Here is a 23,452-nt window from a genome sequence, read left to right as displayed (position 1 = left end):
GGGGGGCCGAAGGCGGGGGGCAAGGCCCCCCTCCTCCCTCTCCACCCCTGCCGGCCGGCCCCCTAAAGAGGCCGGCCGAGGCGTCACTCCGCCGGGCTGGCGCTCGCCTGTGCCGGGGCAACGCCGGCGCGGGCCGCCAGCTCTTCCGGCGACTTCCAGAAGAGCGGGCTAGGCAGCAGCCGGGCCGAGTTGAGGATGAAGGCCAGCTCGCTGATCGTGTGGACGAGCACCGCCTGCGTCGGGCCGATCATGCCGGTCATGGCGGCGGCGAGGCCGAGGAGGTCCACCACGATGGTCCCCCAGAGGTTGAACCAGATGATCGACCGTGTCCGCCGCGCGACGTGGAGCGTGTCGGCGAAACGCTCGAGGTCATTGCCGAGGAGGACGACGTCGGCCTTCTCGCGCGCCACCTCGGTGCCGGAGCCCATGGCGACGCCGACATTGGCGGCGGCCAGCGCCGGGGCGTCGTTGACGCCGTCGCCGACCATCGCCACCGGGCGCTTCGCCTCCGCCGCCAGCCGCTCGATCCGGGCGAGCTTGTCCTGCGGCAAAAGCTCCGCCTCCACCTCGTCGACGCCGAGCTCGGAGGCCACCGCCTCGGCGATGCGGCGGGTGTCGCCGGTCAGCAGCAGGGTGCGGATGCCCATGGCGCGGAGGCGATCCATCGCCGCCCGCGCCTCGGGGCGAATCCTGTCCTCCACGCGGATGGCGCCGAGGTAGCGCCCGGCCTCGGCGACGAGGATGGCGGAGCCGGCGCCGGAATCGGCCTCGGCCGCCGCCACCCCATGCTCGGAGAGCCAGCTGGGGTTGCCGACATGGATGGTGCCGTTCGGCCCCTCCACCTCGACACCCCGGCCCGGCACGTAATGGAAGCGCGTGGGCTCCACCGCCTGCAGGCCGCGGCCCCGGGCATGGGCGAGGATCGCCTTGCCGAGCGGGTGTTCGGAGCGGAGTTCGGCCGTGACGGCGGCGGCGAGGAGCGCCTCCTCGGAGACGCCGGGCGCGGGGGCGAGGCCGGCGACCTCGGGCGTGCCAAAGGTGAGCGTGCCGGTCTTGTCGAGCACGACGGTCTTCACGCGGCCCAGCGTTTCCAGGTGCCGGCCGCCCTTGACGATGGCGCCGAGCTTGGCGGAGCGGCCGATGCCGCCGAGAAGCGCCAGCGGCGTGCCGGCCGCGACGCCGCAGGCGCCGGCGACGACGATGGTGGAGATGACGACGCTGACATCGCCGCCCGAGTACCAGTAGGCGAAGGCGGCCATGGCGAGCGCGAAGTAGACGATCCACGCCGCCAGCTTGTCAGAGAGCTTCTGGATCGGGGCACGGCTGCGCTCCGCCCGCTCCACCGCCTCGAGGATCTGGCCGTAGGAGGTGTCGCGCCCGATGCGCTCGGCCGTGATCTCCAGCGCGCCGGACTGGTTGACCGTGCCGGCATAGACATAGGAGCCGGCCACCTTCTCGACCGGCATCGACTCGCCGGTGATGCGGCTTTCGTCGATGAAGGAGTTGCCGGAGGTGACGGGACCGTCCACCGGCACCCGCCCGCCGGGGGAGACGAGCACGGAATCGCCCGGGCGGAGGGCGCTGGCACGGACGTTGGAGATACCGCCGGGGCGACGGACGGAGACCTCGTCGGGCAGCAGGTCCATCAGGTCGCGGATGGCCTTGCGGCCGCGGTCCAGCGTCATCCCCTCCAGCGCCTCGGCGACGAGGACGAAGAAGGTGATGAAGAGCGCCACGGTGAAGTAGGCGGTGAAGACCGCCGCCAGCAGCGCGATGGTCATGGAGAGTTCCATGGTCATCCGCCGGGCGAGGATGCTCTCCCACGCCTCGCGGTAGAGCGGCCAGGCGCCGATGGTCAGTCCGACGAAGGCGTACCAGCCCCAGGGGATGTACATCTCGTTGGCGAAGTTGGCGTAGGTATGGTCCGGCAGGCCGGACCAGGCCCCGAGGGCGCAGGCCCCGGCAATGACGATGCGAATGGCCTCCATCACCCCGAACGGGTGGTGGTGGTGACCGCCCTCGCCGTGGTCATGGTCATGGTCATGATCGTGGTCATGGTGGCCCGCCGGGGCGTCGATGAGCCGGCCGAGGCGGCTGTCGCGGCGCTCATGGGAGGCTGAAATCCACATCTGGATCGCCAGTGCCGCGAAGAGCACGACCAGCGAGACGAGGTAGAGCCCCGTCACCACGCCGACGAGGGCGAGGAGGGAGGCGCCGAGCTGCAGGGTCGGCCGCATGGCGATCGCGGAGCGCCAGCCCTCGGCGAAGAGGCCGGCGCCGCCGAGGACGAGGCCGACGAGGGCGTACCAGCTCCACGGGATGGTCCAGCTGTCCATGAAGGAGACGAAGGCATGGTCCGGCAGGCCGAGGATCATCGCGAGGGCGCAGGCGCCGAGGATGACGAGGCGGGCGCCGTCGATCCAGCTCACGGCGCGGGGGCCGTGGTCGTGGTGGTGATCGTGGTGATGATGGGCGTGGTCGTGGTGGTCGTGGGCGTGACCGTGGGCGTGATCATCGTGGTGATCGTGACCGTGATCATGGTCGTGACCGTGATCATGGTCGTGATCATGGTCATGGCCGTGCCCGTGGTCATGCCCGTGTGCATGGCCGGTGGCGATGGGGTTCTCCCGATCGGCCTCGCCGCGGTCGTAATCGGCCGAGGCCGAGGGCGCGGTCGTACGCGCCTCGGCCGCGTCGGCCAGTGGCTCGTCGCGTTTGCTCATCATGTCCTCCCAACCGGCGCGCCCGGGCCTTGACGGCCCGGCCTCCTCCTCGCCGTGTCACCTGCCCCGCCGCACGCCTTGGCCAGCGGACGGGGGCCGATTCCTCCTCTCGTTTGCCACCAAACCGCCAATCGGGCAACGCGGCGTAACGCCCCTCCCCCGTTTTCCGTAACTTTTCGGAAGCTGCGACGATTTGCGCTGGCGCAGGCGGCGGGGGAGCCTCTAGTCTCCTTCGGACCGAGGAGAGGGCCCATGTCGCACACCCGCAAGAACAAGGCGCAGCTGCTGAACCGTGTCCGCCGGATCGGCGGGCAGGTCGAGGCGGTGGAGCGGGCGCTGCTCGACGAGGTGGAATGCGCCAAGGTCATGCAGCTCGTCGCCTCGGTGCGCGGGGCGATGAACGGGCTGATGGCCGAGCTGATCGAGGAGCACGTGCGCAATCACATCGTCGCGGCGCCGGAGATGGCGCTGGAGGGCGAGGGCGACGGCCATCACCACGATCCCAACGAGGCGACCGACGAGCTGATGAGCGTCGTGCGGGCCTACCTGAAGTAGGGTTCCGCGCCCGACCGCCGGCCGAGGCCGCCCTTCCCCGGGCGGCCTTTTTCGTTGCGCGGCCGTGGGATAGCCCGGACCCCTATGGCGGAATGTCGCACGCGGGGGCTGTGAGGGCCCGCATGGGCAGGCGACACGGCGCCCGGGGACTGGATTTTCATTTTTCGAGTCTTGGCAGGCGGGGCGGGCATCCCTATCCATGATTCCCGCAACGTATTGAAAGTTAAAGGCAAAATACCCCCCACCCCTATGTCGCCACAAGTCGTTGCAAGAGCTGACAAAGACGGGACGGGGCCGCGCGGACGAGTGGAGGCGGACGCGCGAGCAGGGAGAGAGACGACCGTCGCAGCCGCGGCGGATGAGACGAGAACCGGCAAAAACGGGAGGAATATACCGGTGACGACGAGACCCCAACCGAGGGCCATGGCAGGCGCGCTGATCCTGTCGATGCTGGCGCTGCCGGCGCAGGCACATTTCCTGTCCATCTACACGCCCGAGACCAACCTCTCCGCGCCGACCACAGCGCCGGTGGAGCTGATCTTCTGGCACCCGCTCTCCGGCGGGCACGTGATGGATATGGGTGGGATGCCGGAGGAGTTCTTCATGGTTCACCGCGGCGAGCGGGTCGACCTGATGGACCGGCTGGAGGAGATCGCCTTCGAGAGCGCCGGGGCCAGCGGGCAGGCCTATACGGCCGACGTCGAGTTCCGCTCCTCGGGGGATTACATCCTCACCGCCATTCCGGCGCCCTATCTCGAGGAGACGGAGGACATCTACATCCAGCAACTCACCAAGGCCTACGTGAACCGGGGGCAGCTGCCCACGGACTGGGCCGAGCCGGTGGGCCTGCCGACCGAGATCCTGCCCCTCTCCCGCCCCTACAACCAGGTCGTGGGCGGCACCTTCACGGGGCAGGTCCTGCGGGAGGGAGAGCCGGCCGGCGGCGTGGAGATCGAGGTGGAATACATCGCCGCCACGCCCGACCCGGCGACGCACAGCGCCGGCGACGCGGTGATCGGCGAGCCGCCGGGCGGGACCATCGCGCTCATTGCCGACGAGAACGGCTATTTCACCTTCGGCATCCCCCGCGCCGGCTGGTGGGGCTTCGCGGCCCTCGGCTCCGGCCCGGTGACGGAGCATGAGGGCAAGGAGCTGAGCCAGGACGCGGTGATCTGGATCACCGCGGTGGACTGGCAGTGACAATGGGGGCGCGCCTCCGCCGCCTCGGCCTCGCCGCTCTGGCGGCGGGGCTCTGGCCGCTGGCCGCGCCGGCCCACAACCTGATCCTGGAAGCCTACGTCATCGGCGAGGGCATCGAGGGGGAGGCCTTCTTCTCCGACGGGACGCTCGTGGGCGACATCGCCGTCGAGGTGCTCGGCCCGGGCGGGGAGGCTTTGGGCGAGGCGGTTACGGATGCCAACGGCGCCTTCACCTTCGCGCCGACGGAGGGGGTGGACCACCTCTTCCGCCTCGATGCCGGCTCCGGCCATGTCGCCGAGGCGCTCGTCGCCGCGGCCGATCTGCCGGGCGCCCTCGCCCCCGCGGCTCCCGTGGCGGCGGAGGCCCCGGCCCCGGCATCGGAGGCCCCCGCCGGCAGCGTGACGGCAGAGGCGGCGGCGGCGCTGGTGGCGGAGCGGCTGCGGGCGGAGACACGGCCGGTGCGGCAGGACTGGGCGATCTATTCCGCCCATACGCCGCTGCCCGTCGCCCTCGGCGGCATCGGCTACATTCTCGGACTGAGCGGTTTGTGTTATTTCATCATGGCTTGGCGCCGGAAAAGGAGATTCGGTGCAGGTGCGTAGCGGCAGCCGTCGGGGAGGATGGGCTCCGCTGCGTTTGGGAGGAACGTGAGATGCATATTGCGGACGGAGCCCTCTCGGGCCCGGTACTCATCGGCGGCGCCGTGCTGGCGGTCGCCGGAACGGCCGTCGGGCTGCGCAAGCTCGACATGGAGACGATGCCCGTGACGGGCGTGCTCTCCGCCACCTTCTTCGTGGCCTCGCTGGTCCACATCCCGGTCGGCGCGACGAGCGTGCACCTGATCATGAACGGCCTGGCCGGGCTGGTGCTGGGCTGGGCGGCCTTTCCGGCGCTGGCGGTGGCTCTGCTCCTGCAGGCGGTGTTCTTCGGCTTTGGCGGGCTGACGGTGCTGGGGGTCAACACCTTCAACATCGCGGCGCCGGCGGTGCTGATGCATTACCTCTGCCGGCAGGGCGTGGTGAACGCCAACCCGCGCGTCGCCGCGCTCTGGGGCGGCATCTCCGGCGCCGGGGCGATCCTCGCAACGACGGTGCTGGTGGCGCTGTCGCTGGCGCTCTCGGGCGACCAGTTCCTGCCGGCGGCGCGGCTGACCTTCCTCATCCACATCCCGGTGATGGTGATCGAGGCGCTGGTGAGCGCGGCGGCGGTCTTCCTCGTCTGGCGTGTGCGGCCGGAGCTCTTCGACAGCCTGACGCAGCTCAAACGGGGGGCGGCGTGATGCGGGCGGTGCTGACGGCGCTCGCCCTTCTCGCCGGGAGCCCCGCGCTGGCGCACAACCTGATCCTGGAGGCCTACGTGGTGGGCGACGGGATCGAGGGGGAGGCCTTCTTCTCCGACGGCACGATGGTCGGAAATGCCGAGATCGAGGTGCTGGGCCCGGACGGGGCGGAGCTTGGCCGCACGGTGGCGGACGGAGGCGGCGCCTTCCGCTACATGCCGAGCGCGGCGGTGGACCATGTCTTCCGCCTCGATGCCGGCTCCGGCCACGTGGTGGACGCGCTGGTCGCCGCCGCCGATCTGCCCGCCGGGCTCGCCGCGGCGGAGGCCGGCGCGGAGACCGCGGCGCTCGCCCCTGCCCCGGCCGCCCCGGCGGCGGAGACGGACGAGGCGCTCGCCGCCGCCATCGACACCGCCGTCGCGCGGGAGCTGGCGCCCTTGATGACGCAGCTCGCCGCCTACCGGCAGCGGACCGACCTGATGAACCTCGTCTCCGGCATCGGCATTCTCTGCGGCCTCGTCGGGCTCGGCCTCTTCCTCGCCGGTGCCCGCATGATCCGCGATCTGCCGCGCCCGACCCCCACCCCGCTCCGGGAGGCCCACGCATGAGCTATGTCCTCGAAGGCGACGCCACCGCCCGCCCGGCCACGCCGCCGGCGCTCACGCAGGTCGACCCGCGCTACCGGGTGGTGGCCGTGGTGGCCTTCGCCATCACCGTGGTGGCGCTCCACGATTTCGCGGCGCTGCTGATCGCGCTCTTCGTCTCCGCCGCCGTGCTGCTGCACGGGCGGCTGCCGGTGGCGAACACCATCCGGCAGGTCGTGACGGTCGACATGTTCATGATCTTCGTCATCCTCTCGCTGCCTTTCACCACGCCGGGCGAGACGGCGTTTACCCTGTTCGGGCTGGAGGCCTCCAAGGAGGGGATCGGGGATGCGTTCCGCATCGCGCTGAAGGCCAATGCCATCGTCCTGATGATGCTGGTGCTGGTCGGCACGATCGGGCCGGTGCGGCTGGGGCACGCGCTGTCGCGCCTGAAGGTGCCGCCGATGTTCGTGCACCTGATGCTTTTCACGGTGCGCTACATCGAGGTGCTCAACGAGGAGTATCAGCGCCTGCGCACAGCGATGCGCACCCGCGGCTTTCGGCCCGGAACGAACATGCACACGATCCGCACGCTGGGTTACCTCGTGGGGATGCTGCTGATCCGCGCCTTCGACCGCTCCGAGCGGGTGCTGCAGGCGATGCGCTGCCGCGGCTTCACCGGCGCCTTCCACCTGATCGACGAAAGCCGCCCCGCCGGGCTGCGCGAGGGGCTCTTCGCGATCGGCACGGCGGCGGTGCTGGCGGCGCTCATCTATGTCGAGGTCCGCCATGGCGCCTTTGTTTCGCGTTGAGGGCCTGACCTTCGCCTATCCCGGCCGCGCCCCGGCGCTGGAGGGGATCGACCTGGAGCTGCATGCCCGCGAGCGGCTGTTCCTGACCGGGGCCAACGGCTCGGGCAAGTCGACGCTGCTGCGCTGCCTGATCGGCCTCGCGCGGCCGCAGGCGGGGCGGATCATCGCCTTCGGGGAGGAGCCGACGACGGAGGAGCAGTTCCGCCGCCTGCGCTGCCGCGCCGGCTTCGTCTTCCAGGACCCGGACGACCAGCTCTTCTCGCCGACGGTCATCGAGGATGTGGCCTTCGGCCCGCTCAACATGGGCCTGCCGCGGGACGAGGCCATCGCGCAGGCGGACGAGGCGCTGGCGGGGCTGGGGCTGGATGGGTTCCGCGACCGGATCACCTACAAGCTCTCGGGCGGCGAGCGGCGGCTGGTGTCGCTGGCGACGGTGCTGGCGATGAAGCCGGAGGTGCTGTTGCTGGACGAGCCGACGAACGCGCTCGACGAGGTGACGACGGACCGGCTGGCGGACATCCTGACCGGCCTGCCGCAGGCGATGATCGCGGTCAGCCACGACCCGCACTTCCGCGCCGAGGTCGGCACGCGGGAGGTCTTCCTCCACCAGGGCCGCATCGTGGCGGAGCGCCCCGCCGGCCACGGCGCCCGCCGCATGGGCGCCTGAACGCCGGCCCGCTCGCCGCTCTCTTGCGAGCGCGTCTCGCTGCCGCCCCGCGCCCCTTTCATCTGGCCGGAAATACCTCGGGGGGTTCGGGGGGCTGGCCCCCCGACCCGGCGGCCCGCCTTGCGGGCCGCAACACCTCAGAGCGCCGTCAGCGCCTCCCGCGCCACCTCCAGCGTCTCCGCCACGTCCTCCTCGTCATGGGCGGAGGAGACGAACCACGTCCCCCGGTTCGTCGGCCGCACGCCGCGGTGGACCAGCTCGGAGAGGAAGCGCTGCAGCATGTCGCCGTCGGCGGCCTTGAAGCTCTGGTAGTCGGTGACGACGTGATCGGCCGGCGCGAAGAAGGTGGAGAAGGCGGTGCCCCAGCCTTCCACCCGCAGCGGGGTCCCCGTCTCCCTCGCCAGCCCCCGCAGCCCCTCCATCAGCGCCTCGCCCGTGGCCTCGGCGCGGGCGAGTGCCGTGCCGTCCTCCAGCGCGGCGAGGGTGGCGACGGCGGCGACGATGCTCTGCACGTTGGAATTGTAGGTGCCCGAGTGGTTCACGCCCGAGGTCGCGAACATCTCCATGATGTCGGCCCGGCCGACGAGGGCGGCGACGGGGTAGCCGCCGGCCATGGCCTTAGCGAAGGTGGAGAGGTCGGGCGTGACGCCGAAGCGCTCCTGCCCGCCACCGAGGCCGAGGCGGAAGCCGGTGATGACCTCGTCGAAGATCAGCACGATGTTCTCGGCCGTCGCCAGCTCACGCATCCGCTCGAGGTAGCCGGGGGCCGGCGGGATGGCGCCGGTGTTGCACATGGCCGGCTCGGTGAGGATGGCGGCGATCTGGCCGCCCTCCTCGGCGATCACCTGTTCCAGCGCGGCGATGTCGTTCCAGGGCAGGACGATCATCTCGGCGCGCGCCACCTCCGTCTGGCCCTTCGACTCGATCTTGGGTTCGCGGCGGGGCGGCAGCGCCTCGCCCGGTTCCGCCACACGGGGAGCGTGGGAGACGAGGACGTTGTCGTACCAGCCGTGGTACTGGCCCTCGAACTTGATGAACTTGGGCTTGCCGGTGAAGGCGCGCGAGACGCGCAGCGCCGCCTGCACCATCTCCGACCCCGTCATGCCGACGCGGGTGAGCTGGGCCGACGGGATGTGGCGGACGAGGGCCTTCGCGAGGTCGAGCTCCGCCGGGTGCTGGCCGGCGAAGAGCTGGCCCTGCGCCAGCGAGTCCGCGACGGCGGCATTCACCGCCTCGGGCGCGTGGCCGAGGATCGTCGGCCCCATGCCGAGCGCGTAGTCGAGGAAGCGGTTGCCGTCGATGTCCCACAGGTGCGCGCCCTTGCCCCGCGTGAAGCAGAGCGGCATCGGCGCCCCGGCGAGGCGGACGTTGGAATTGACGGAGCCGGCGATGACGCTAGCAGCCTCCGCGTTCCAGGCGGCCGAGGCGTCGAAGCTGAAGGCCTTGAGGGATTTGTCCATGGGTCCGGTCCTTTGTCCGCTTATTGCTGTCCGGCGAAGCTCGCCGGGATGTCCTGTCGCCCGATAAGGCGCGCCTCGCCCGCCATGGCGGAGAGGCTGTCCGGGTCCTTGAAGGCATGGCCGGTGAGGATGCAGACGGCGCGCGCGTCGGCCGCCAGCTCCCCCCGCGCGGCCGCCTGCAGCGCGCCGGCGACGGCGACGGCGCCGGCCGGCTCGACCAGCAGCCCATCCTCCACCGCGAGGCGGCGCTGGAGGGCGAAGATCGCATCCTCGTCGATGAGTTGCCCGGTGCCGCCGGTGGCGCGGGCATGGCCGAGCGCCACGGTGCCGTCGAGCACGTAGCCGACGCCGAGGCCGCTGATGCGGGTCGAGGTGGAGACCTCGCGCGCCTCGTCGGCGCCGGAGAGGAGCGGCGTGACCATGGTGTCGTTGCCGGCGGGCTGGACGATGTGCATCCGGGGGGCCGGCCCGGCCTCGGGCCCCAGATCGGCGAAGCCGCGGGCGATGGCGACGTAGAGGCCGCCGCCGCCGGCCGGAGCGAAGACGTCGCTTACGCCGGGCAGGTCCTCGGCGATCTCGTAAGAGATGGTCTTGATCCCCTCCATCGGGCCGGGGCTGACCGCGTAGGCGGTGATGAAGATCGGCAGGTCCCGCGCCGCCGACTCCGCCGTCAGGCTGTCGGAGATGCGGGCGCTCTCGGCCGCGTCGATGGAGAAGCCGCGCACCCGCAGCACCTCCGCCCCGTAGGCGAGCATCTGGGTGAGCTTCCCGGCGGGGGCATTCTCGGAGACGTAGAGCGCGCAGCGCAGCCCCGCGGCGGCCGAGAAGGCCGCGAGCGCGGCGCCGGTATTGCCGGAGGACGTCGCCACGCAGCCCGGGCGCCCGGCGGCGGCGAGGCCGCCGATGGCGAGGCCCGCGAAGCGATCCTTGTAGGAGCCGGTGGGGTTGAGGTTTTCCAACTTGAAGTGGAGGCCCGCGATCCCGGCCTTCGGACCGATCGAGCGGCTGGGAACGAGCGGCGTGCCGCCCTGCCCGAGATCCAGCCCCGTTGCGGCGGCCGCGCCCAGATGGCGGGCGAAGCGGGTGTAGAGACCGCCCATCGAACCGATTCATCCCCTCGTGACGCGTGCCTGCGCGGCCCGCTGCCCGTCCGGGCTACTGTGCCACGATGCAAAACGCAAGTCTCACAATAGGGAACATCCCGCCCGCGGGCGGGCGCCTAGTCGGGCGCCGGGAAATCGAGCGCCAGCCCCTGCAGGCGGGCGGTGAGGGCCTCGCCAAGCGGAGCGGAATAGCGGTTGGTCGGCACCGAGACGCTGATCGAGGCGGCGACGCGGCCGCCGAGGAAGATCGGCACGCCGAGGCAGACGACGCCGTCGTCGTTCTCCTCCAGATCCACCGCGACGCCCTTCTCCTGCACCGCGTCGAGGATGCGCCCGAGCTCCGCCTTGTCCTTGATCGTGTGCGCCGTGCGGGAGCGCAGGTCGGTATGGCCGATCAGCGCCTCGCGCTGCGGCGGCTCAAGATGCGCGGCGATGGCCCGGCCGAGGGCAGTGGAATAATAGGTGTCGCGCGTGCCCGTCGGCACCCTCCAGGAGAGCGGACGTTCCGCTTCCAGAACAGCGACATAATAGACATAGGTGCCTTCGAGGACGCCGAGGTTGATCGTCTCGTTGAACTCCTCGTGGAGCGCCTTCATCACCGGCAGGGCGAGCATCTTGAGGTCATCCTCACGCGCATTGCGCCCCAGCCAGGAAAGGCGGCCGGTGAGGTAGTAGAACCCCGTCTCCTCCACCTGCGCGGCATAGCCGAGGGTCGTCAGCGTCTGCAGGATGCGGAAGAGGGTGCCCTTGGGCAGGCCCGTGGCCTTGGCGATATCGCGGAGCGGCATGGGCTCGCCGATCTCGGCGACCACTTCCAGCGCGCGGAACGCCTTGACCAGCACGCCGATGGTGGCGGCGTCGCGCCCCTCGCCCGCGTCGGCCCCGGCCGCCTCCGCATTCTCTGCCTCGATCAGGGACATGGGAGGCCTCCTGGGACTGTTCCGCATCGTGCGATGCCTGTTGCAAGGCCTGCCTATTCGGCGCCCGATAGGCTGTCAACGCAACGCCAAACCGCCGCCTTCGGGTCCACAGCGTCTGAAATGCGCGGGCCGCCGCCTTTCCGGGCAGCCGGGCGTCCGTTCCTCATCGCGGAACATTTGTTTCTTGACACGGGACGAAGCGACGGCTTGCATCGGGGCACAAGCGGACCGGGGGAGGCGAGGCAGCGATGGCCCAGCGCGTGGCGATGATCACCGGAGGCGGCACCGGCATCGGCGCCGCCATCGCCCGGCGTTTCGCCGCCGGCGGCGACGCGGTGCTGCTCGTCGGGCTGGACGCGGCGGAGCTGGAGGAGACGGCGGAGGCGATCACCGCCGCCGGCGGCACCGCTGCCACCCACGCCTGCGACATCGCCGAGAGCGACGCCCGTGCAGAGCTCTTCGAAGCGCTCGACGCCCGCTTCGGGCGGCTCGACACGCTCGTCAACAACGCCGGCCTCTCCGGTCCCGCCGCCCTCGCCCCGGCGATGGAGGAGAGCGAGGCGCATCACGCCCGGCTCATGGCGGTGAACCTGAGCGCCGCCTACCACCTCGCGCAGGGCGCCGGTGCCCGGATGCAGGCGGCGGGCGGCGGCAGCATCGTCAACATCTCCTCCGTCGGCGGGGCGGCGGCGCAGCTGAACGGCGCGACCTACTGCATGACGAAGGCGGGGATGGAGGCGATGGTGCGCTCCCTCGCCATCGAGTGGGCGGAGCATGGCATCCGCGCCAATGCCGTGGCGCCCGGTGACATCCGCACCGGCACCTCCGATGCCGCCGGAGACGCGCGCCGCGCCGCCGGGGTCGACCGCGCCAGCCACCCGCTCACCCGCGGCACGCCGCTCGGCCGCCAGGGCGGGCCGGAAGAGGTGGCGGAGGCCGTCTGGTTCCTCGCGTCGGAGGCGGCCTCGTTCGTCACCGGCGAAACCTTCCGTGTCGATGGAGGCTACCTTGCTTACTGACCTCACGAAGCCAACCACCCGCATCGCCCGCGCCGAGCATGCCGTGCCCGGCTCGGCGCGGCCCCTGACCGTGATCACCGTCACCGGCGGCCGGCCCGGACCGACGCTCGCCGTCATCGGCGCCGTGCATGGCGACGAGCTGGAGGGGCCGCTGGCGATCGGCCAGCTGCTCGCCCATCTCGACAGCGAGCCCATCGACGGCACGCTGATCCTGCTGCCGGTCGCCAACCCCGAGGCGGTGGCGGCAGGGCAGCGCTGCACGCCGGGCGACGGGATGAACCTCGCCCGCGTCTTCCCCGGCCGCCGTGACGGCTCGGTGACGGAGGCGATGGCGGCGGTGATCACCGAGACGGTCATCGCGCCGGCCGACGCGCTGGTCGACCTGCACTCCGCCGCCGTCGCCGCCGAGAGCCCGCTGCTGGCCGGCTACGTCGCCACCCCCGGCCCGGTGGGCCGGGCGGCGGAGGGGATGGCGCGGGCCTTCGGCGCCCCGGTGCTCTGGCGCCACGAGAGCCCCTGCCCGCCCGGGCGCACCATCTCCGTCGCCGAGGCGCGGGGCGCGCCGGCGATCTACGTCGAGGCAACGGGCGGCGTGACGCCCCCCGACGAGCTGGTGGATGCCTATGCCGAGGGCGTGCTCAGGGTGATGGCTCACCTGGGCATGATCGCCCCGATCTTCTCCCCCGCGCCGTTGCCGCTCTGCCTCGCCGGCGATGGCGACACCGATGCGCCGACGGTCGCCGCCCCCCACGCGGGCCTCCTGGAGCGCCACGTGGAGCTGGGCGCGCCGGTTGCGGCGGGGCAGCTGTGCTTCACGCTGCGCGACGTGGGCGGGGCGGTCTTGGCGGAGATCCGGGCGGGGAGCGGCGGGCACCCGGTGTTCCTGCGCCGCTCGCGCTGGGTGGAGCGGGGCGAGCTGCTGATGAAGCTCGCCGAGGTTTAGCCATGAGGGCGGAGCCGCTCGGCCCGGTGCGGGCCGAGCTCGGCGAAGGCCCCGTCTGGGCGCCGGAGGAGGGGCGACTGCACTGGCTCGACGTGCTCGGCCAGGCCCGCCACGTGACGGACCCGGAGACGGGCGAGACCCAGACGCACCCCCTGCCCCGCCTGACGAGCTGCCTCGCCCGGAGGCAAGGCGGCGGCTGGGTCGCGGCCGGCGGGCAGGCGCTGCACGCGGTGGAGGAGGGGCAGGACGGGCCCCGCCTCGCCGCGCTGCCCGAGGGCACCTACGGGCGCTTCAACGACGGCAAATGCGACGCGGCCGGCCGGCTCTGGATCGGCACGGCGAATGCCGAGGGCCGCTTCGACTGCCATCTCTACCGTATCCCGCCGGGCGGGGCGCCGGAGCGGGTGGTGGACGGCATCGCCATGTCCAATGGCCTCGGATGGAGCCCGGACGGACGGGTCATGTACTACGCCGACAGCACGGCGCAGGCGCTTTATGCCTTCGACTTCGAGGTGGGCACGGGGGCGCTGACGAACCAGCGGCGGCTCTTCGAGACGACGGGGGACGAGGTGCCGGACGGCCTCTCCGTCGATGCCGAGGGGCATGTCTGGCTGGCGCTCTGGGGCGGCGGCCGGCTGGTGCGGCTGACGCCCGCCGGCGAGGTGGCCGCCGAGGTGCATTTCCCCACCCCCCGCGTCAGCTCCTGCGCCTTCGGGGGGGCGGGGCTGGAGACGCTCTTCGTCACCACGGCGAAGGAGGGCGCCAGCGAGGAGGAGCGGGCGGCCGACCCGATGATGGGCGCCCTATTCCGGCTGGACCCGGGCATCGCCGGGCTGCCGGTGGCGATGTTCGGCGGCTGACAGCGCGTCCCGGTCGGCGCCGGCAGCGCCGGGCCGAAGCCCGGCCTACGAAAGAGACGACGGCCCGCCCCCGCTCCTGACGCCTCCCACCGCCTTTTCATCTGGCCAAAAATACCCTCGGGGGGTTCCGGGGGGCTGGCCCCCCGGCCCGCACCCTCAAACGGCGCCTCGGCCAGCTACCGCGCCGGACGCTCCCACCGCCCTTTCATCTGGCCAAAAATACCCTCGGGGGGTCCGGGGGGCTGGCCCCCCGGTCCCGCACCCTCAGCACGCGGCTCGGCTCACCACAACGCCACAGGCCCGCCCGGCCGTCAGCCCTGCGCCTCCTCCGGGGGCCGGTAGCCGCCGCCGGCCTTCCAGCGTTCGATCACCGCGTCGACGTAGATGCCGATCATCAGCAGCAGGTCGACCTTATCATCGATCATCCACTGGATCGCGAAGCCGTCGAGGACGGAGATCAGCAGGTGCGCCTCGTACTGGATCGTCTCCTCGTCCATCGCCGGCAGGTCTCCGGCGGCGATGGCGAGGCGCAGGTGTTTGGTGAAGACGTCCATCGTGCGCTTGTAGCGCTCGACGACGAAGGTGTTGGCGGGGTGGTCGGGGCGGCTCGCCTCGATGGAGAGCGTCAGGTAGAGGTCGATGAAGCCGCGGTGGGCCATGTTGCCTTCGGTGACGCTGCGCAGGCTGCGGAAGTAGGCGAGGCCCTCGTAGCGTTTCTCGTCCTCCCTCTGGGCATCGTCCCAGTAGCGCAGCACCTCGACGAGCAGCTCGGCCTTGCTGTCGAAGTGCCGCATGATCCCGGCCGTCGTGATGCCGGCCCGCTGGGCGATCTCCTGCAGCGACCCGGCGCTGTAGCCCTTGCGGCCGAAGACCTCGACCGCCTCTTCCAGAATGCGCGCCCGGCGCTTGCGGCCCGCCTCGTAGGGGCCCCTCGTGCGTTTTTCCACTGCTCGGTCCTGTCTGTCCTCTTCGCGCCGCGCCTGCCCCCGAGGGCAGGGCCATGTGCCATCCGGCGCCCTGCGGCGACAAGAGCACATCCGGCGCTTGACGAAAAGTGAATCGCGATATACTTTTGGGACAGTCAGCGTCCCGGGGAGGTTTTACCCGCCTTACGTCAGGCGGGGCCGGGGCGGCCGACTGTCAGAGCGCACATCCCGATCGACCGAAACGGCGGCGAGAGGAGGCCCGGCAGCACATGCGCCGCGGCCACCGGTATCGCCTTGCCCGAAGGATCGAGGGGACCACGCAGGGAGAGGAGACAGGACATGTCTAACACCATAACCGGTTTGTCGCGTCGCGGCTTCATGAAACTTGCCGGGGCCTCGGCCGCCGGCGCGGCCACGGGCAGCCTTCTGGGGATGCCGGCCATCGCCCAGGACGGGCCCATCAAGTTCTGGGACATGCCGTGGGGCGGGACGACCTACAACAACGCCATGAAGGGCCTCGTCGAGGGCTATTCCGGCAGCCTGGGCGCCGAGTACCAGGTGATCCAGTGGGCCAACTTCCAGCAGGTCTTCGCCTCGGCGCTGGCCTCGAACACCGGCCCGGCCGCCTCCACCGGCGGCGCCTTCCAGGCCTTCCAGTTCGCCGAGCAGGGGCAGGTCCTCTATGCCGACGCGATCATCGAGATGCTGCGCGAGAGCGGCAAGATCGATGACTTCCTGCCCGGCACCGTCGAGGCGCTGACGACGCCCGAGGGCATCGTGGGCATCCCGTGGAACCTCGACGTGCGGCCCATCTGGGTGCGCCAGTCGCTGCTCGACCAGGCCGGCGTCGCGGCGCCGACGACCTGGGCCGAATGGCTGGAGGTCGGCCGGGCGCTGAAGGAGATCGACGTCTACGCCTTCGGCACGGGCGCGGGGCCGAACAACAACTTCGGCTACCATTCGATGATGGCGCTGATGATCAACAACGGCGGCGGCCTCTTCAACGAGAGCGCCGAGCCCGACGCCCTCTTCGAGCGCAACGTCGAGGCGATGGAGTTCGTCCGCGAGATGGCGGTGGACGGGATGATCGACCCCGCCTCGATCAGCTACTCCACCGACAACCTCGACCAGATGTGGCGCACCGGAAAATGCGCGCTCGGCTACCATACGCCCGGGCTCGACGAGGTGCTGGGAGAGACCGACGGCGACCTGCAGGTGATGAGCCCGCCGGCCGGCCCGCACGGCGATTACGGCTCGGCCTATTACGTCAACAACATCATGATGTACGCCAACAACCCCTCCGTCGAGGCGACCGAGGAGTTCCTCTTCTGGTACGTCAACAACCTCGAGCACGCCTGGGTCGAGGGCAATGCGCCGACGCTTCCGGCGCTGCGCTCGGTGGCGCAGACCGACGTCTTCCAGTCGCGGACGCAGGCGGTGAAGGTCATCGAGGAGTGGCAGCCCATCTGCAAGCCGATGGCGGCGCGGGCGCAGGCCTCCTTCCCGGCGCTGGCCTCCATCGACGCCGGCCAGGCGGTGACGCGCTTCACGCAGACCATGCTGCAGGGCCGCACCGAGGCCCGCGCGGCGCTGGAGCGCCTGCAGGCCGACCTCGAAGACCTGATGTAAGCCAGAGGGGCCAGAGCCGATGTCGGACCGCACAGACCCGCTTGACGTGGTCCGCGCGGCACAAGGCCGGAGCGGGGGCGCCAGCCGCCCCCGCACCGACTGGAGTGCCAGCCGCGGGCGCCTGTTCCTGGTGCTCATCGCGCCGTCGGTGCTGCTCCTGGCGCTGCTGAACGCCTACCCCGTCGCCTACGCGGCGCTGCAATCGGTGCGCAACGGCACCCTCATCACCGCCGGGGAATTCGTCGGGCTGGCGAACTTCGCCAAGGTCCTCCAGAGCCCCGACTTCTGGCACGCGGTGCGCTTCACCGCGATCTTCACCATCTCCGGCGTCGCGGGGAGCTGGCTGATCGGCATGGCGCTGGCGCTGGCGCTGCAGGCGCGCATCCACTTCGGCGGTGTCTTCAAGGTGCTGCTGCTGCTGCCGTGGGTGGTGCCCATCGTGGTGTCGTCCATGGCGTGGAACTGGCTGGTGGCGACGCCCGACTCGCCGATGCCGGCGCTGGCGCGCTTTCTCGGCTTCGGCACGCCGCTCTTCCTCGCCGATCCGGTGCTGGCGGCGGTGACCGTCTGCGTTTTCAAGATCTGGTGCAGCTTTCCCTTCATGATGCTGATGATGAGCGCCGCGCTCTCGGCCATCGACCGGAGCGTCTACGAGGCCTCCTCGCTCGACGGGGCCAGCGCGCGCCAGCAGCTGTTCTACATCACGCTGCCGCTGACGCGGCGGACGACCTACATCAGCTGGATCCTGATGACGATCTTCTGCATCAACGACTTCCCCACCATCTACCTGCTCACCGCCGGCGGCCCGATCGACGCCACGACCTCGCTGATCGTGCTGGCCTACCGGCTGGTGTTCCAGAACTTCCAGACGGGCCCCGGCGTCGCCGTGGCGCTGATGATGACGGCCGCGATGGTCGTCGTGTCGATGGTGCTCTTCCGCCAGATCCGCAAATCGGGAGCGACAGCATGACCGCCGCAGGACCGAGTTTCGACCGCGCGACCGCGCTGCGCACCGCCGGTGTCTTCGTCTTCACGGCCATCGCGCTGCTGCCCATCGGCGCCACCATCATGCTGTCGCTGCGCCCGCGCCCGGGCGGGGAGCCGGCGCTGATCAGCTTGCAGAACTTCAGGCATGTCTTCGAGACATCGCTGGTGCTCGACTGGCTGGGCAACTCTCTCATGGTGTCGCTCTTCACCGTCGTCGCGGCGATCATCGTCTCGGCGCCGGCGGGCTACGTGATCAGCCGCGGGCGGCACAAGGTGATCGAGGGCTACTCGCTGCTGCTCTTCATCGTGCAGTCGCTGCCGATCATCACGGCGGTCATCCCGCTCTTCATCCTCTTCGCGCGGCTGGGGCTGGCCGACCACCTCGGCGCGCTGGTCATCATCTACGTGGCGGGCTCTCTCTCCGTCGCGACATGGATGATGGCGGCCTATTTCGACTCCATCCCCGCGGCGCTGGAGGAGGCGGCGTGGATCGACGGCTGCTCCGTCTTCGGCGGCTTCGTGCGGATCGTGCTGCGCAACTCGCTGCCCGGGGTGCTGAGCACCGCGATCTTCACCTTCCTCTTGAGCTGGAACGACTACCTCGTCGCCATCGTCTTCCTGAAGTCCGACGACAGCTTCACGCTGCCCATCGGCCTGCAATCCTTCTTCCAGCAGACATCCACCGACTGGGGCGCCGTCATGGCGGTCTCCGTCATCACCATGATGCCCCCGGTCATCCTGTTCGCCCTGCTCAACCGATACTTCAGCGTGGGCGGCATCGGCGGCTCGCTGTCGAGCCAGTGACCGGGCCAGTGACCGAGCCAGTGACGGAGAGACTTACGTGAGACACGTCGTGATCTCGGCGCCCGGACGGATCGATGTCCTGCCGGCGCCGCCCCCCCTGCCCGGCCCGGGCGACCTGCTGCTCGCCCCGCTGGCCATCGGCCTCTGCCGAACCGATGCGGAGCTGGCCGATTGCAGCCACATCTACCTGCGCGACGGCCGCGCCAGCCTGCCGATGACGCCCGGCCACGAATGGGTCGCCCGCGTCGTCGCGGTGGGGGAGGAGGCGCGCGGCTTCGCCCCCGGCGACCGGGTGGTGGGGGAGTGCAGCATCGGCTGCGGGCATTGCCTGCGCTGCGATGCGGGCGATTACCACCAGTGCGATGCGCGCGCCGAGACCGGCATCATGAAGCAGGAGGGCGCGCTGGCCGGCCTCGTCCGCTTTCCCGCCACCAGCGCCTACAAGGTGCCGGGGGAGATCGCCGATGACGACGCCGTCTTCGCCGAGCCCGCCGCCGTCGCCCTGCGCGCCGTGCTGCGTGCCGGCTGGAACAAGGGCGACCGGGTGCTCGTCGTCGGCGCCGGCACCATCGGCTGGCTCGCCGCCGCCATCGCCATGGATCTTTACGCCTGCGAGGTCGCGGTGATGGAGCCGGACGAGGCCCGCATGGCGCGCGCCGCCGGCATCGGCGCACGGCCGGCGGAGCTGGCCGAGCAGTTCGACGTGGTGATCGAGGCCAGCGGCAATGCCAACGGCCTGCGCGCCGCGCTCGGGCGGCTGGCCAGCAACGGCCGGCTGGTGGCCGTCAGCCTGACGGGCTGTTCCAGCCACCCGGTGGATGTCGACCGCATGGTCGTCAGCGACCAGTCGCTGACCGGCTCGCTCGGCAGCCCCGGTGTCTGGTCGCAGATGTTGCAGCTTCTGGGGCGCGGGCGGGTCAGGCCCGCCGCGCTGATCACCGGGCGCTACCCGCTCGCCGGGGCGCGGGAGGCCTACGCGGCCCTGCTCGCCAATGCGCCGGGCACGGGCAAGCTGGTGATCGTCCCTGGGGACGAGGATCGGAATGAGGATCGCGGGGAGACGGCGACGCACGCCGACGCCGCCATGGAAGAAGAGGGAGTGAGATGATGGAAACCAGTGAGGTCTTCGGCTTCAACTACGACGGGTCCTGGGGATCCAGCGGGCTGGAGGTGTGGAACCACCACGACCACGGGCTGATGGCCGTGGAGATCGCGCGGGGCAAGCGCTACTTCCCCGAGTGGAACGTCGGCCGGTGGTGGCTCTCCAACGAGAGCTACCAGAGGAACCCCGAGCGCTTCATGGCCAACCTCGACGCCGGCCTCGGCATCTTCGCCAGCCACGGCATCAAGGTCATGCCCGTGCTCTTCAACCGCTGGCGCGACCCGGTCTGCGATTTCGGCGGCGTCGGGCTGGAGCATCTGATCCCCTGGGCAACGGCGTGGAACCACTCGGACGATCTCTTCTCCTCCGCCGATCCGACGGGGCGCGAGCTGACCATCGTGGAGGAGGTGCACGCCACCTTCCTCGACGCCGTCATCACCGCCCACAAGGACGACGACCGCATCTATTGCTGGGATCTGTGCAACGAGCCCCTGATGGGCGAGTACGTGGACGACCCGGGCAGCCCCCTGCGCGCCGCCGAGCTCAAGTGGCTCAAGTGGCTGGCGGACAAGGTGCGGATGCTGGGCGCGAGCCAGCCGATCACCATCGGCAACTACCCCGGCCTCTCCGCCGTGAAGGCCTCCGAGCCCTGGGTCGATATCCTCTCCTTCCACCCCTACTACGTCTGGAACGGCAAGGCCGCGCAGATGCAGGTGACCAAGAAGGAGGGCTTCATCAAGCTCATCGAGGACACGGTCGCCTTCGCCGACAGCGTCGGCAAGGGGCTGATCGCCTCCGAGACGGTCTGGGGCGCACGCGACGATGCCAAGCATGTCGAGGTGATGCGCTTCACGCTGGACGAGCTCTCCAAGCGGGGCGTCGGCTTCACCGTGCACGCGCTGCACCACAGCCTGATCTCGGACCTGCACCGCGATGAATACGGCCCCGTGGGACTGCCGGAGTGCCTGCATTTCATCGAGGCCGACGGCAAGCTTCGCGAGGGGCACGAGGCGTTCAACGATTACGCCCCCTCCCGGCTGCGCAGCGAGGCGGCCGAGTGAACCACGCGCGGGCCATGAGCGCCGACCCGGAGGCGCTGCTCGGCGCCTTCCGGAGGGTGCTTGGCCCGCGCCACGTGCTGACGGGGGCGCGCCGGACGCGCCCCTACCGGCGCGGCTACCGGCAGGGCGAGGGGCCGGTGCTCGCCGTGCTGCGCCCCGGCTCGCTGGTGGAGCAATGGCGGTGCCTCAAGCTCTGCGCCGAGGCGGGGGTCATCGTGATCTGCCAGGCGGCGAACACGGGGCTCACCGGCGGCTCCACCCCGGACGGGGACAGCTACGACCGGCCGGTCGTCATCCTCAGCACCCTGCGCATGACGCGGGTCGATCTCGTCCGCGGCGGCGCGCAGGTCATCTGCCAGCCGGGCGCGACGCTGGAGCAGCTGGAGCGGCGGCTGGCGCCGCTGGGGCGCGAGCCGCATTCCGTCATCGGCTCCTCCTGCATCGGCGCCTCCGTCACCGGGGGCGTGTGCAACAATTCCGGCGGCGCGCTGGTGCGGCGGGGGCCGGCCTACACGGAGCTGGCGCTCTTCGCGCAGATCGGCGCCGACGGGGTGCTGCGGCTCGTCAATCACCTGGGGCTGGAGTTGGGGCAGGACCCCGAGGAGATGCTGGGCCGGCTCGACCGCGGCGAGTGGGACGAGGCCGATCTGACCCACGGCGCCAACCGCGCCGCCTCCGACCGGGAATACGGAACGCATGTCCGCGATGTCTCCGCCGCCAGCCCGGCCCGTTACAACGCCGATCCGCGGCGGCTTCACGAGGCGTCGGGCTCGGCCGGGCACCTCGCCGTCTTCGCGCTGCGGCTCGATACCTTCCCCGCCGATGACGGGGCGCGGACCTTCTACATCGGCACCAACGACACGGAGGAGCTGGGGCGGCTGCGGCGCGATATCCTCCAAGGGTTCGAGCACCTGCCCATCGCGGGCGAGTACCTGCACGCCACCGCCTATGACCTGAGCGCCCGCTACGGGCGCGACCTCTTCCGCTTCATCCGCCTCTTCGGCACCCGCAACGTTCCCCGCGCCTTCGCCGCCAAGAGCCGCGTCGACGGGCTGACGGAGCGGCTGGGCCTCGGCCCCTACGTGAGCGACCGGCTGCTGGATGCCGCCTGCCGCGCCATGCCCCCGCACCTGCCGGCGCGGATGACGGAGTGGCGGCAGCGCTACGAGCATCACCTGATCCTCAAGGTCGGCGCCAAGGGCGTGGAGGAGGCGCGGGAGGCGCTGGCCCGGCGCTTCCCCTCCGCCACCGGCGATGCCTTCGAGTGCACGCCGCGCGAGGCGGAGGACGCCTTCCTCCATCGCTTCGCCGTCGGCGGCGCGGTGGTGCGCTACCGCGCCGTCCATGCCCGCGAGGTGGAGGAGATCGTGGCGCTCGACATCGCCCTGCCCCGCAACGCGCAGGACTGGTTCGAGACGCTGCCCCCCGACATCGAGGCGGATCTCGTGGCCAGGCAATATTGCGGCCACTTCTTCTGCCACGTCTTCCACCAGGAATATTTCGTGCGGCGCGGCGTGGATGCCGAGGCGCTGAAAGCGCGGCTGCTGGCCGAGCTCGACAGACGCGGCGCGCGCTACCCGGCCGAGCACAATGTCGGCCACAGCTACGACGCGGGGGAGGAGCAGCTGGCGTTCTACCGCCAGCTCGACCCGACCAATTCATTCAATCCCGGGATCGGCCGCGCCAGCAAGCGCGCGGGTTGGGCGGGCACGCCCCCGGCCCCGGAGAGACAGCCATGAGGGGAGGAACGACATGGGTGCGATGACCATACGAGAGGCGCGCAAGAACTACGGCGCCGTGGAGGTGCTGCACGGCGTCTCGCTGGATATCGAGGATGGCGAATTCGTCATCCTCGTCGGCCCGTCGGGCTGCGGCAAATCCACCCTGCTGCGCATGATCGCGGGGCTGGAGAGCATCGCCTCGGGCGAGATCACCATCGCGGGGCGCACGGTCAACGGCCTTGCCCCGAAGGATCGGGACATCGCCATGGTGTTCCAGAACTACGCGCTCTACCCGCACATGACGGTGGAGGAGAACATGGGCTTCTCGCTCAAGCTCGCCGGCGTGCCGGTGGCCGAGCGCAAGGAGCGGGTCGCCGCCGCTGCCGAGATGCTGGGGCTGGAGCCCTACCTCGGCCGCCATCCCCGCCAGCTCTCCGGCGGGCAGCGGCAGCGGGTGGCGATGGGGCGGGCCATCGTGCGCAACCCGCAGGTCTATCTCTTCGACGAGCCACTCTCGAACCTCGACGCCAAGCTGCGCGTGCAGATGCGCTCGGAGATCAAGCTCAACCACCAGCGCCTGCGGACGACGACCGTCTACGTCACCCACGACCAGATCGAGGCGATGACGATGGCCGACCGCATCGTCGTCATGCGCGACGGCACGATCGAGCAGATCGGCACGCCGCTGGAACTCTACGACCGGCCGGCGAACCTCTTCGTCGCCGGCTTCATCGGCTCGCCGGCGATGAACCAGCTGCCGGGGCGGCTGGAGGGCGGGACCTTCGTCGCCGAGGACGGCACGTGCATCCCCCTGCCGGGGGACGTGAGCGGGGTCTCGGGGCGCGACGTGGTGCTGGGGATCCGGCCGGAGGGCTTCCTGCCGGCCATGGAGGGGCTGACGGCCGAGGTGGTGACGGTGGAGCCGACGGGATCGGAGACGCAGGTGATGCTGCGCCTCGCCGGCCAGGTGCTGACCGCCGCCTTCCGCGAGCGGGTGACCCAGCGGCCGGGCGACGCGATCACGCTGGGCATCGAGCACGCGCACCTGCACCTCTTCGACGCCGCCACGGGGGAGCGGATCGGGCCGGACCTCTGAG

Annotated in this window: 22 protein-coding genes; 17 read left to right on the top strand and 5 right to left on the bottom strand. The window is 70.9% G+C overall.

Annotated elements, in window-relative coordinates; translation table 11 throughout:
- Positions 1-83: 83 nt before the first annotated feature.
- Entirely contained in the window at positions 84-2,723 is a 2,640-nt protein-coding gene (locus GY170_RS04755; protein ID WP_203531163.1) for a heavy metal translocating P-type ATPase, read from the bottom strand.
- A 252-nt stretch (positions 2,724-2,975) separates the two neighbouring features.
- Between GY170_RS04755 and GY170_RS04750 the strand changes: the two genes are divergently transcribed.
- From GY170_RS04750 to GY170_RS04720, 7 genes are all read left to right on the top strand, one after another.
- Complete coding sequence (locus GY170_RS04750; protein WP_163890464.1) at positions 2,976-3,278, top strand: metal/formaldehyde-sensitive transcriptional repressor; 303 nt, start codon at positions 2,976-2,978, stop codon at positions 3,276-3,278.
- Positions 3,279-3,701: 423 nt separating this feature from the next.
- The gene (locus tag GY170_RS04745; protein WP_163891185.1) at positions 3,702-4,478 is read left to right on the top strand and encodes a DUF4198 domain-containing protein; all 777 of its coding nucleotides are present in this window, start codon (positions 3,702-3,704) and stop codon (positions 4,476-4,478) included.
- A gap of 2 nt (positions 4,479-4,480) precedes the next feature.
- Positions 4,481-5,080 carry an HI_1622 family ECF transport-associated protein gene (locus tag GY170_RS04740; RefSeq protein WP_163890462.1) on the top strand — a complete coding sequence of 200 codons (600 nt, stop codon included), beginning with the start codon at positions 4,481-4,483 and terminating at the stop codon, positions 5,078-5,080.
- A gap of 50 nt (positions 5,081-5,130) precedes the next feature.
- Positions 5,131-5,757, top strand: a complete 627-nt coding sequence (gene cbiM / locus GY170_RS04735; RefSeq protein WP_163890460.1) for a cobalt transporter CbiM — start codon at positions 5,131-5,133, stop codon at positions 5,755-5,757.
- Entirely contained in the window at positions 5,757-6,365 is a 609-nt protein-coding gene (locus GY170_RS04730; protein ID WP_167803286.1) for an HI_1622 family ECF transport-associated protein, read from the top strand. The genes cbiM and GY170_RS04730 overlap by 1 nt, the downstream gene beginning before the upstream one ends.
- Entirely contained in the window at positions 6,362-7,153 is a 792-nt protein-coding gene (gene cbiQ / locus GY170_RS04725) for a cobalt ECF transporter T component CbiQ (protein ID WP_163890457.1), read from the top strand. The genes GY170_RS04730 and cbiQ overlap by 4 nt, the downstream gene beginning before the upstream one ends.
- Positions 7,131-7,820, top strand: coding sequence for an energy-coupling factor ABC transporter ATP-binding protein (locus tag GY170_RS04720; RefSeq protein ID WP_163890455.1), 690 nt, complete (start codon positions 7,131-7,133; stop codon positions 7,818-7,820). The genes cbiQ and GY170_RS04720 overlap by 23 nt, the downstream gene beginning before the upstream one ends.
- 137 nt (positions 7,821-7,957) lie before the next feature.
- On the opposite strand, the gene GY170_RS04715 is transcribed toward GY170_RS04720, so the two are convergent.
- From GY170_RS04715 to GY170_RS04705, 3 genes are all read right to left on the bottom strand, one after another.
- Positions 7,958-9,280 carry an aspartate aminotransferase family protein gene (locus tag GY170_RS04715; protein WP_163890453.1) on the bottom strand — a complete coding sequence of 441 codons (1,323 nt, stop codon included), beginning with the start codon at positions 9,278-9,280 and terminating at the stop codon, positions 7,958-7,960.
- 20 nt (positions 9,281-9,300) lie between these two features.
- Complete coding sequence (locus GY170_RS04710) at positions 9,301-10,380, bottom strand: pyridoxal-phosphate dependent enzyme (RefSeq protein ID WP_163890451.1); 1,080 nt, start codon at positions 10,378-10,380, stop codon at positions 9,301-9,303.
- Positions 10,381-10,499: 119 nt separating this feature from the next.
- Positions 10,500-11,303, bottom strand: coding sequence for an IclR family transcriptional regulator (locus tag GY170_RS04705; protein WP_163890449.1), 804 nt, complete (start codon positions 11,301-11,303; stop codon positions 10,500-10,502).
- Between the two features lie 248 nt (positions 11,304-11,551).
- Here GY170_RS04705 and GY170_RS04700 point away from each other — a divergent pair, with 248 nt between their 5' ends.
- From GY170_RS04700 to GY170_RS04690, 3 genes are read left to right on the top strand one after another with little or no spacing between them, the layout of a single operon-like run.
- Positions 11,552-12,322 (top strand): SDR family NAD(P)-dependent oxidoreductase, encoded by a 771-nt coding sequence (locus GY170_RS04700; RefSeq protein ID WP_163890447.1) that lies wholly within the window; start codon positions 11,552-11,554, stop codon positions 12,320-12,322.
- Positions 12,312-13,265: a succinylglutamate desuccinylase/aspartoacylase family protein gene (locus GY170_RS04695; protein ID WP_163890445.1), complete on the top strand. Its 954-nt coding sequence runs from the start codon at positions 12,312-12,314 to the stop codon at positions 13,263-13,265. Before GY170_RS04700 ends, GY170_RS04695 begins: the two co-directional genes overlap by 11 nt.
- A gap of 2 nt (positions 13,266-13,267) precedes the next feature.
- Positions 13,268-14,125 (top strand): SMP-30/gluconolactonase/LRE family protein, encoded by an 858-nt coding sequence (locus GY170_RS04690; RefSeq protein ID WP_163890443.1) that lies wholly within the window; start codon positions 13,268-13,270, stop codon positions 14,123-14,125.
- Positions 14,126-14,436: 311 nt separating this feature from the next.
- On the opposite strand, the gene GY170_RS04685 is transcribed toward GY170_RS04690, so the two are convergent.
- Positions 14,437-15,072 carry a TetR/AcrR family transcriptional regulator gene (locus GY170_RS04685; protein WP_163890441.1) on the bottom strand — a complete coding sequence of 212 codons (636 nt, stop codon included), beginning with the start codon at positions 15,070-15,072 and terminating at the stop codon, positions 14,437-14,439.
- A 318-nt stretch (positions 15,073-15,390) separates the two neighbouring features.
- Between GY170_RS04685 and GY170_RS04680 the strand changes: the two genes are divergently transcribed.
- The 7 genes from GY170_RS04680 to GY170_RS04650 are packed head-to-tail and all read left to right on the top strand — an operon-like array spanning position 15,391 to position 23,451.
- Positions 15,391-16,680, top strand: a complete 1,290-nt coding sequence (locus GY170_RS04680; RefSeq protein WP_163890439.1) for an ABC transporter substrate-binding protein — start codon at positions 15,391-15,393, stop codon at positions 16,678-16,680.
- A gap of 19 nt (positions 16,681-16,699) precedes the next feature.
- Positions 16,700-17,650, top strand: a complete 951-nt coding sequence (locus tag GY170_RS04675; RefSeq protein ID WP_163890437.1) for a carbohydrate ABC transporter permease — start codon at positions 16,700-16,702, stop codon at positions 17,648-17,650.
- Positions 17,647-18,471 (top strand): carbohydrate ABC transporter permease, encoded by an 825-nt coding sequence (locus GY170_RS04670; RefSeq protein WP_163890435.1) that lies wholly within the window; start codon positions 17,647-17,649, stop codon positions 18,469-18,471. Before GY170_RS04675 ends, GY170_RS04670 begins: the two co-directional genes overlap by 4 nt.
- Before the next feature lie 37 nt (positions 18,472-18,508).
- Positions 18,509-19,579: a zinc-dependent alcohol dehydrogenase gene (locus GY170_RS04665; RefSeq protein ID WP_163890433.1), complete on the top strand. Its 1,071-nt coding sequence runs from the start codon at positions 18,509-18,511 to the stop codon at positions 19,577-19,579.
- Positions 19,579-20,634 (top strand): glycoside hydrolase 5 family protein, encoded by a 1,056-nt coding sequence (locus GY170_RS04660; RefSeq protein WP_163890431.1) that lies wholly within the window; start codon positions 19,579-19,581, stop codon positions 20,632-20,634. The genes GY170_RS04665 and GY170_RS04660 overlap by 1 nt, the downstream gene beginning before the upstream one ends.
- 14 nt (positions 20,635-20,648) lie before the next feature.
- Positions 20,649-22,373 carry a D-lactate dehydrogenase gene (gene dld / locus GY170_RS04655; protein WP_163890429.1) on the top strand — a complete coding sequence of 575 codons (1,725 nt, stop codon included), beginning with the start codon at positions 20,649-20,651 and terminating at the stop codon, positions 22,371-22,373.
- 13 nt (positions 22,374-22,386) lie between these two features.
- Positions 22,387-23,451 (top strand): ABC transporter ATP-binding protein, encoded by a 1,065-nt coding sequence (locus GY170_RS04650; RefSeq protein WP_163890427.1) that lies wholly within the window; start codon positions 22,387-22,389, stop codon positions 23,449-23,451.
- The last annotated feature ends 1 nt before the right edge of the window (position 23,452 follow it).

Source organism: Pseudoroseicyclus tamaricis (assembly GCF_012070395.1).
GTDB classification, from domain to species: Bacteria; Pseudomonadota; Alphaproteobacteria; order Rhodobacterales; family Rhodobacteraceae; genus Pseudoroseicyclus_A; species Pseudoroseicyclus_A tamaricis.
Note: the sequence above shows the minus strand (reverse complement) of the source record. Positions and strands in the feature narration are given on the sequence as shown.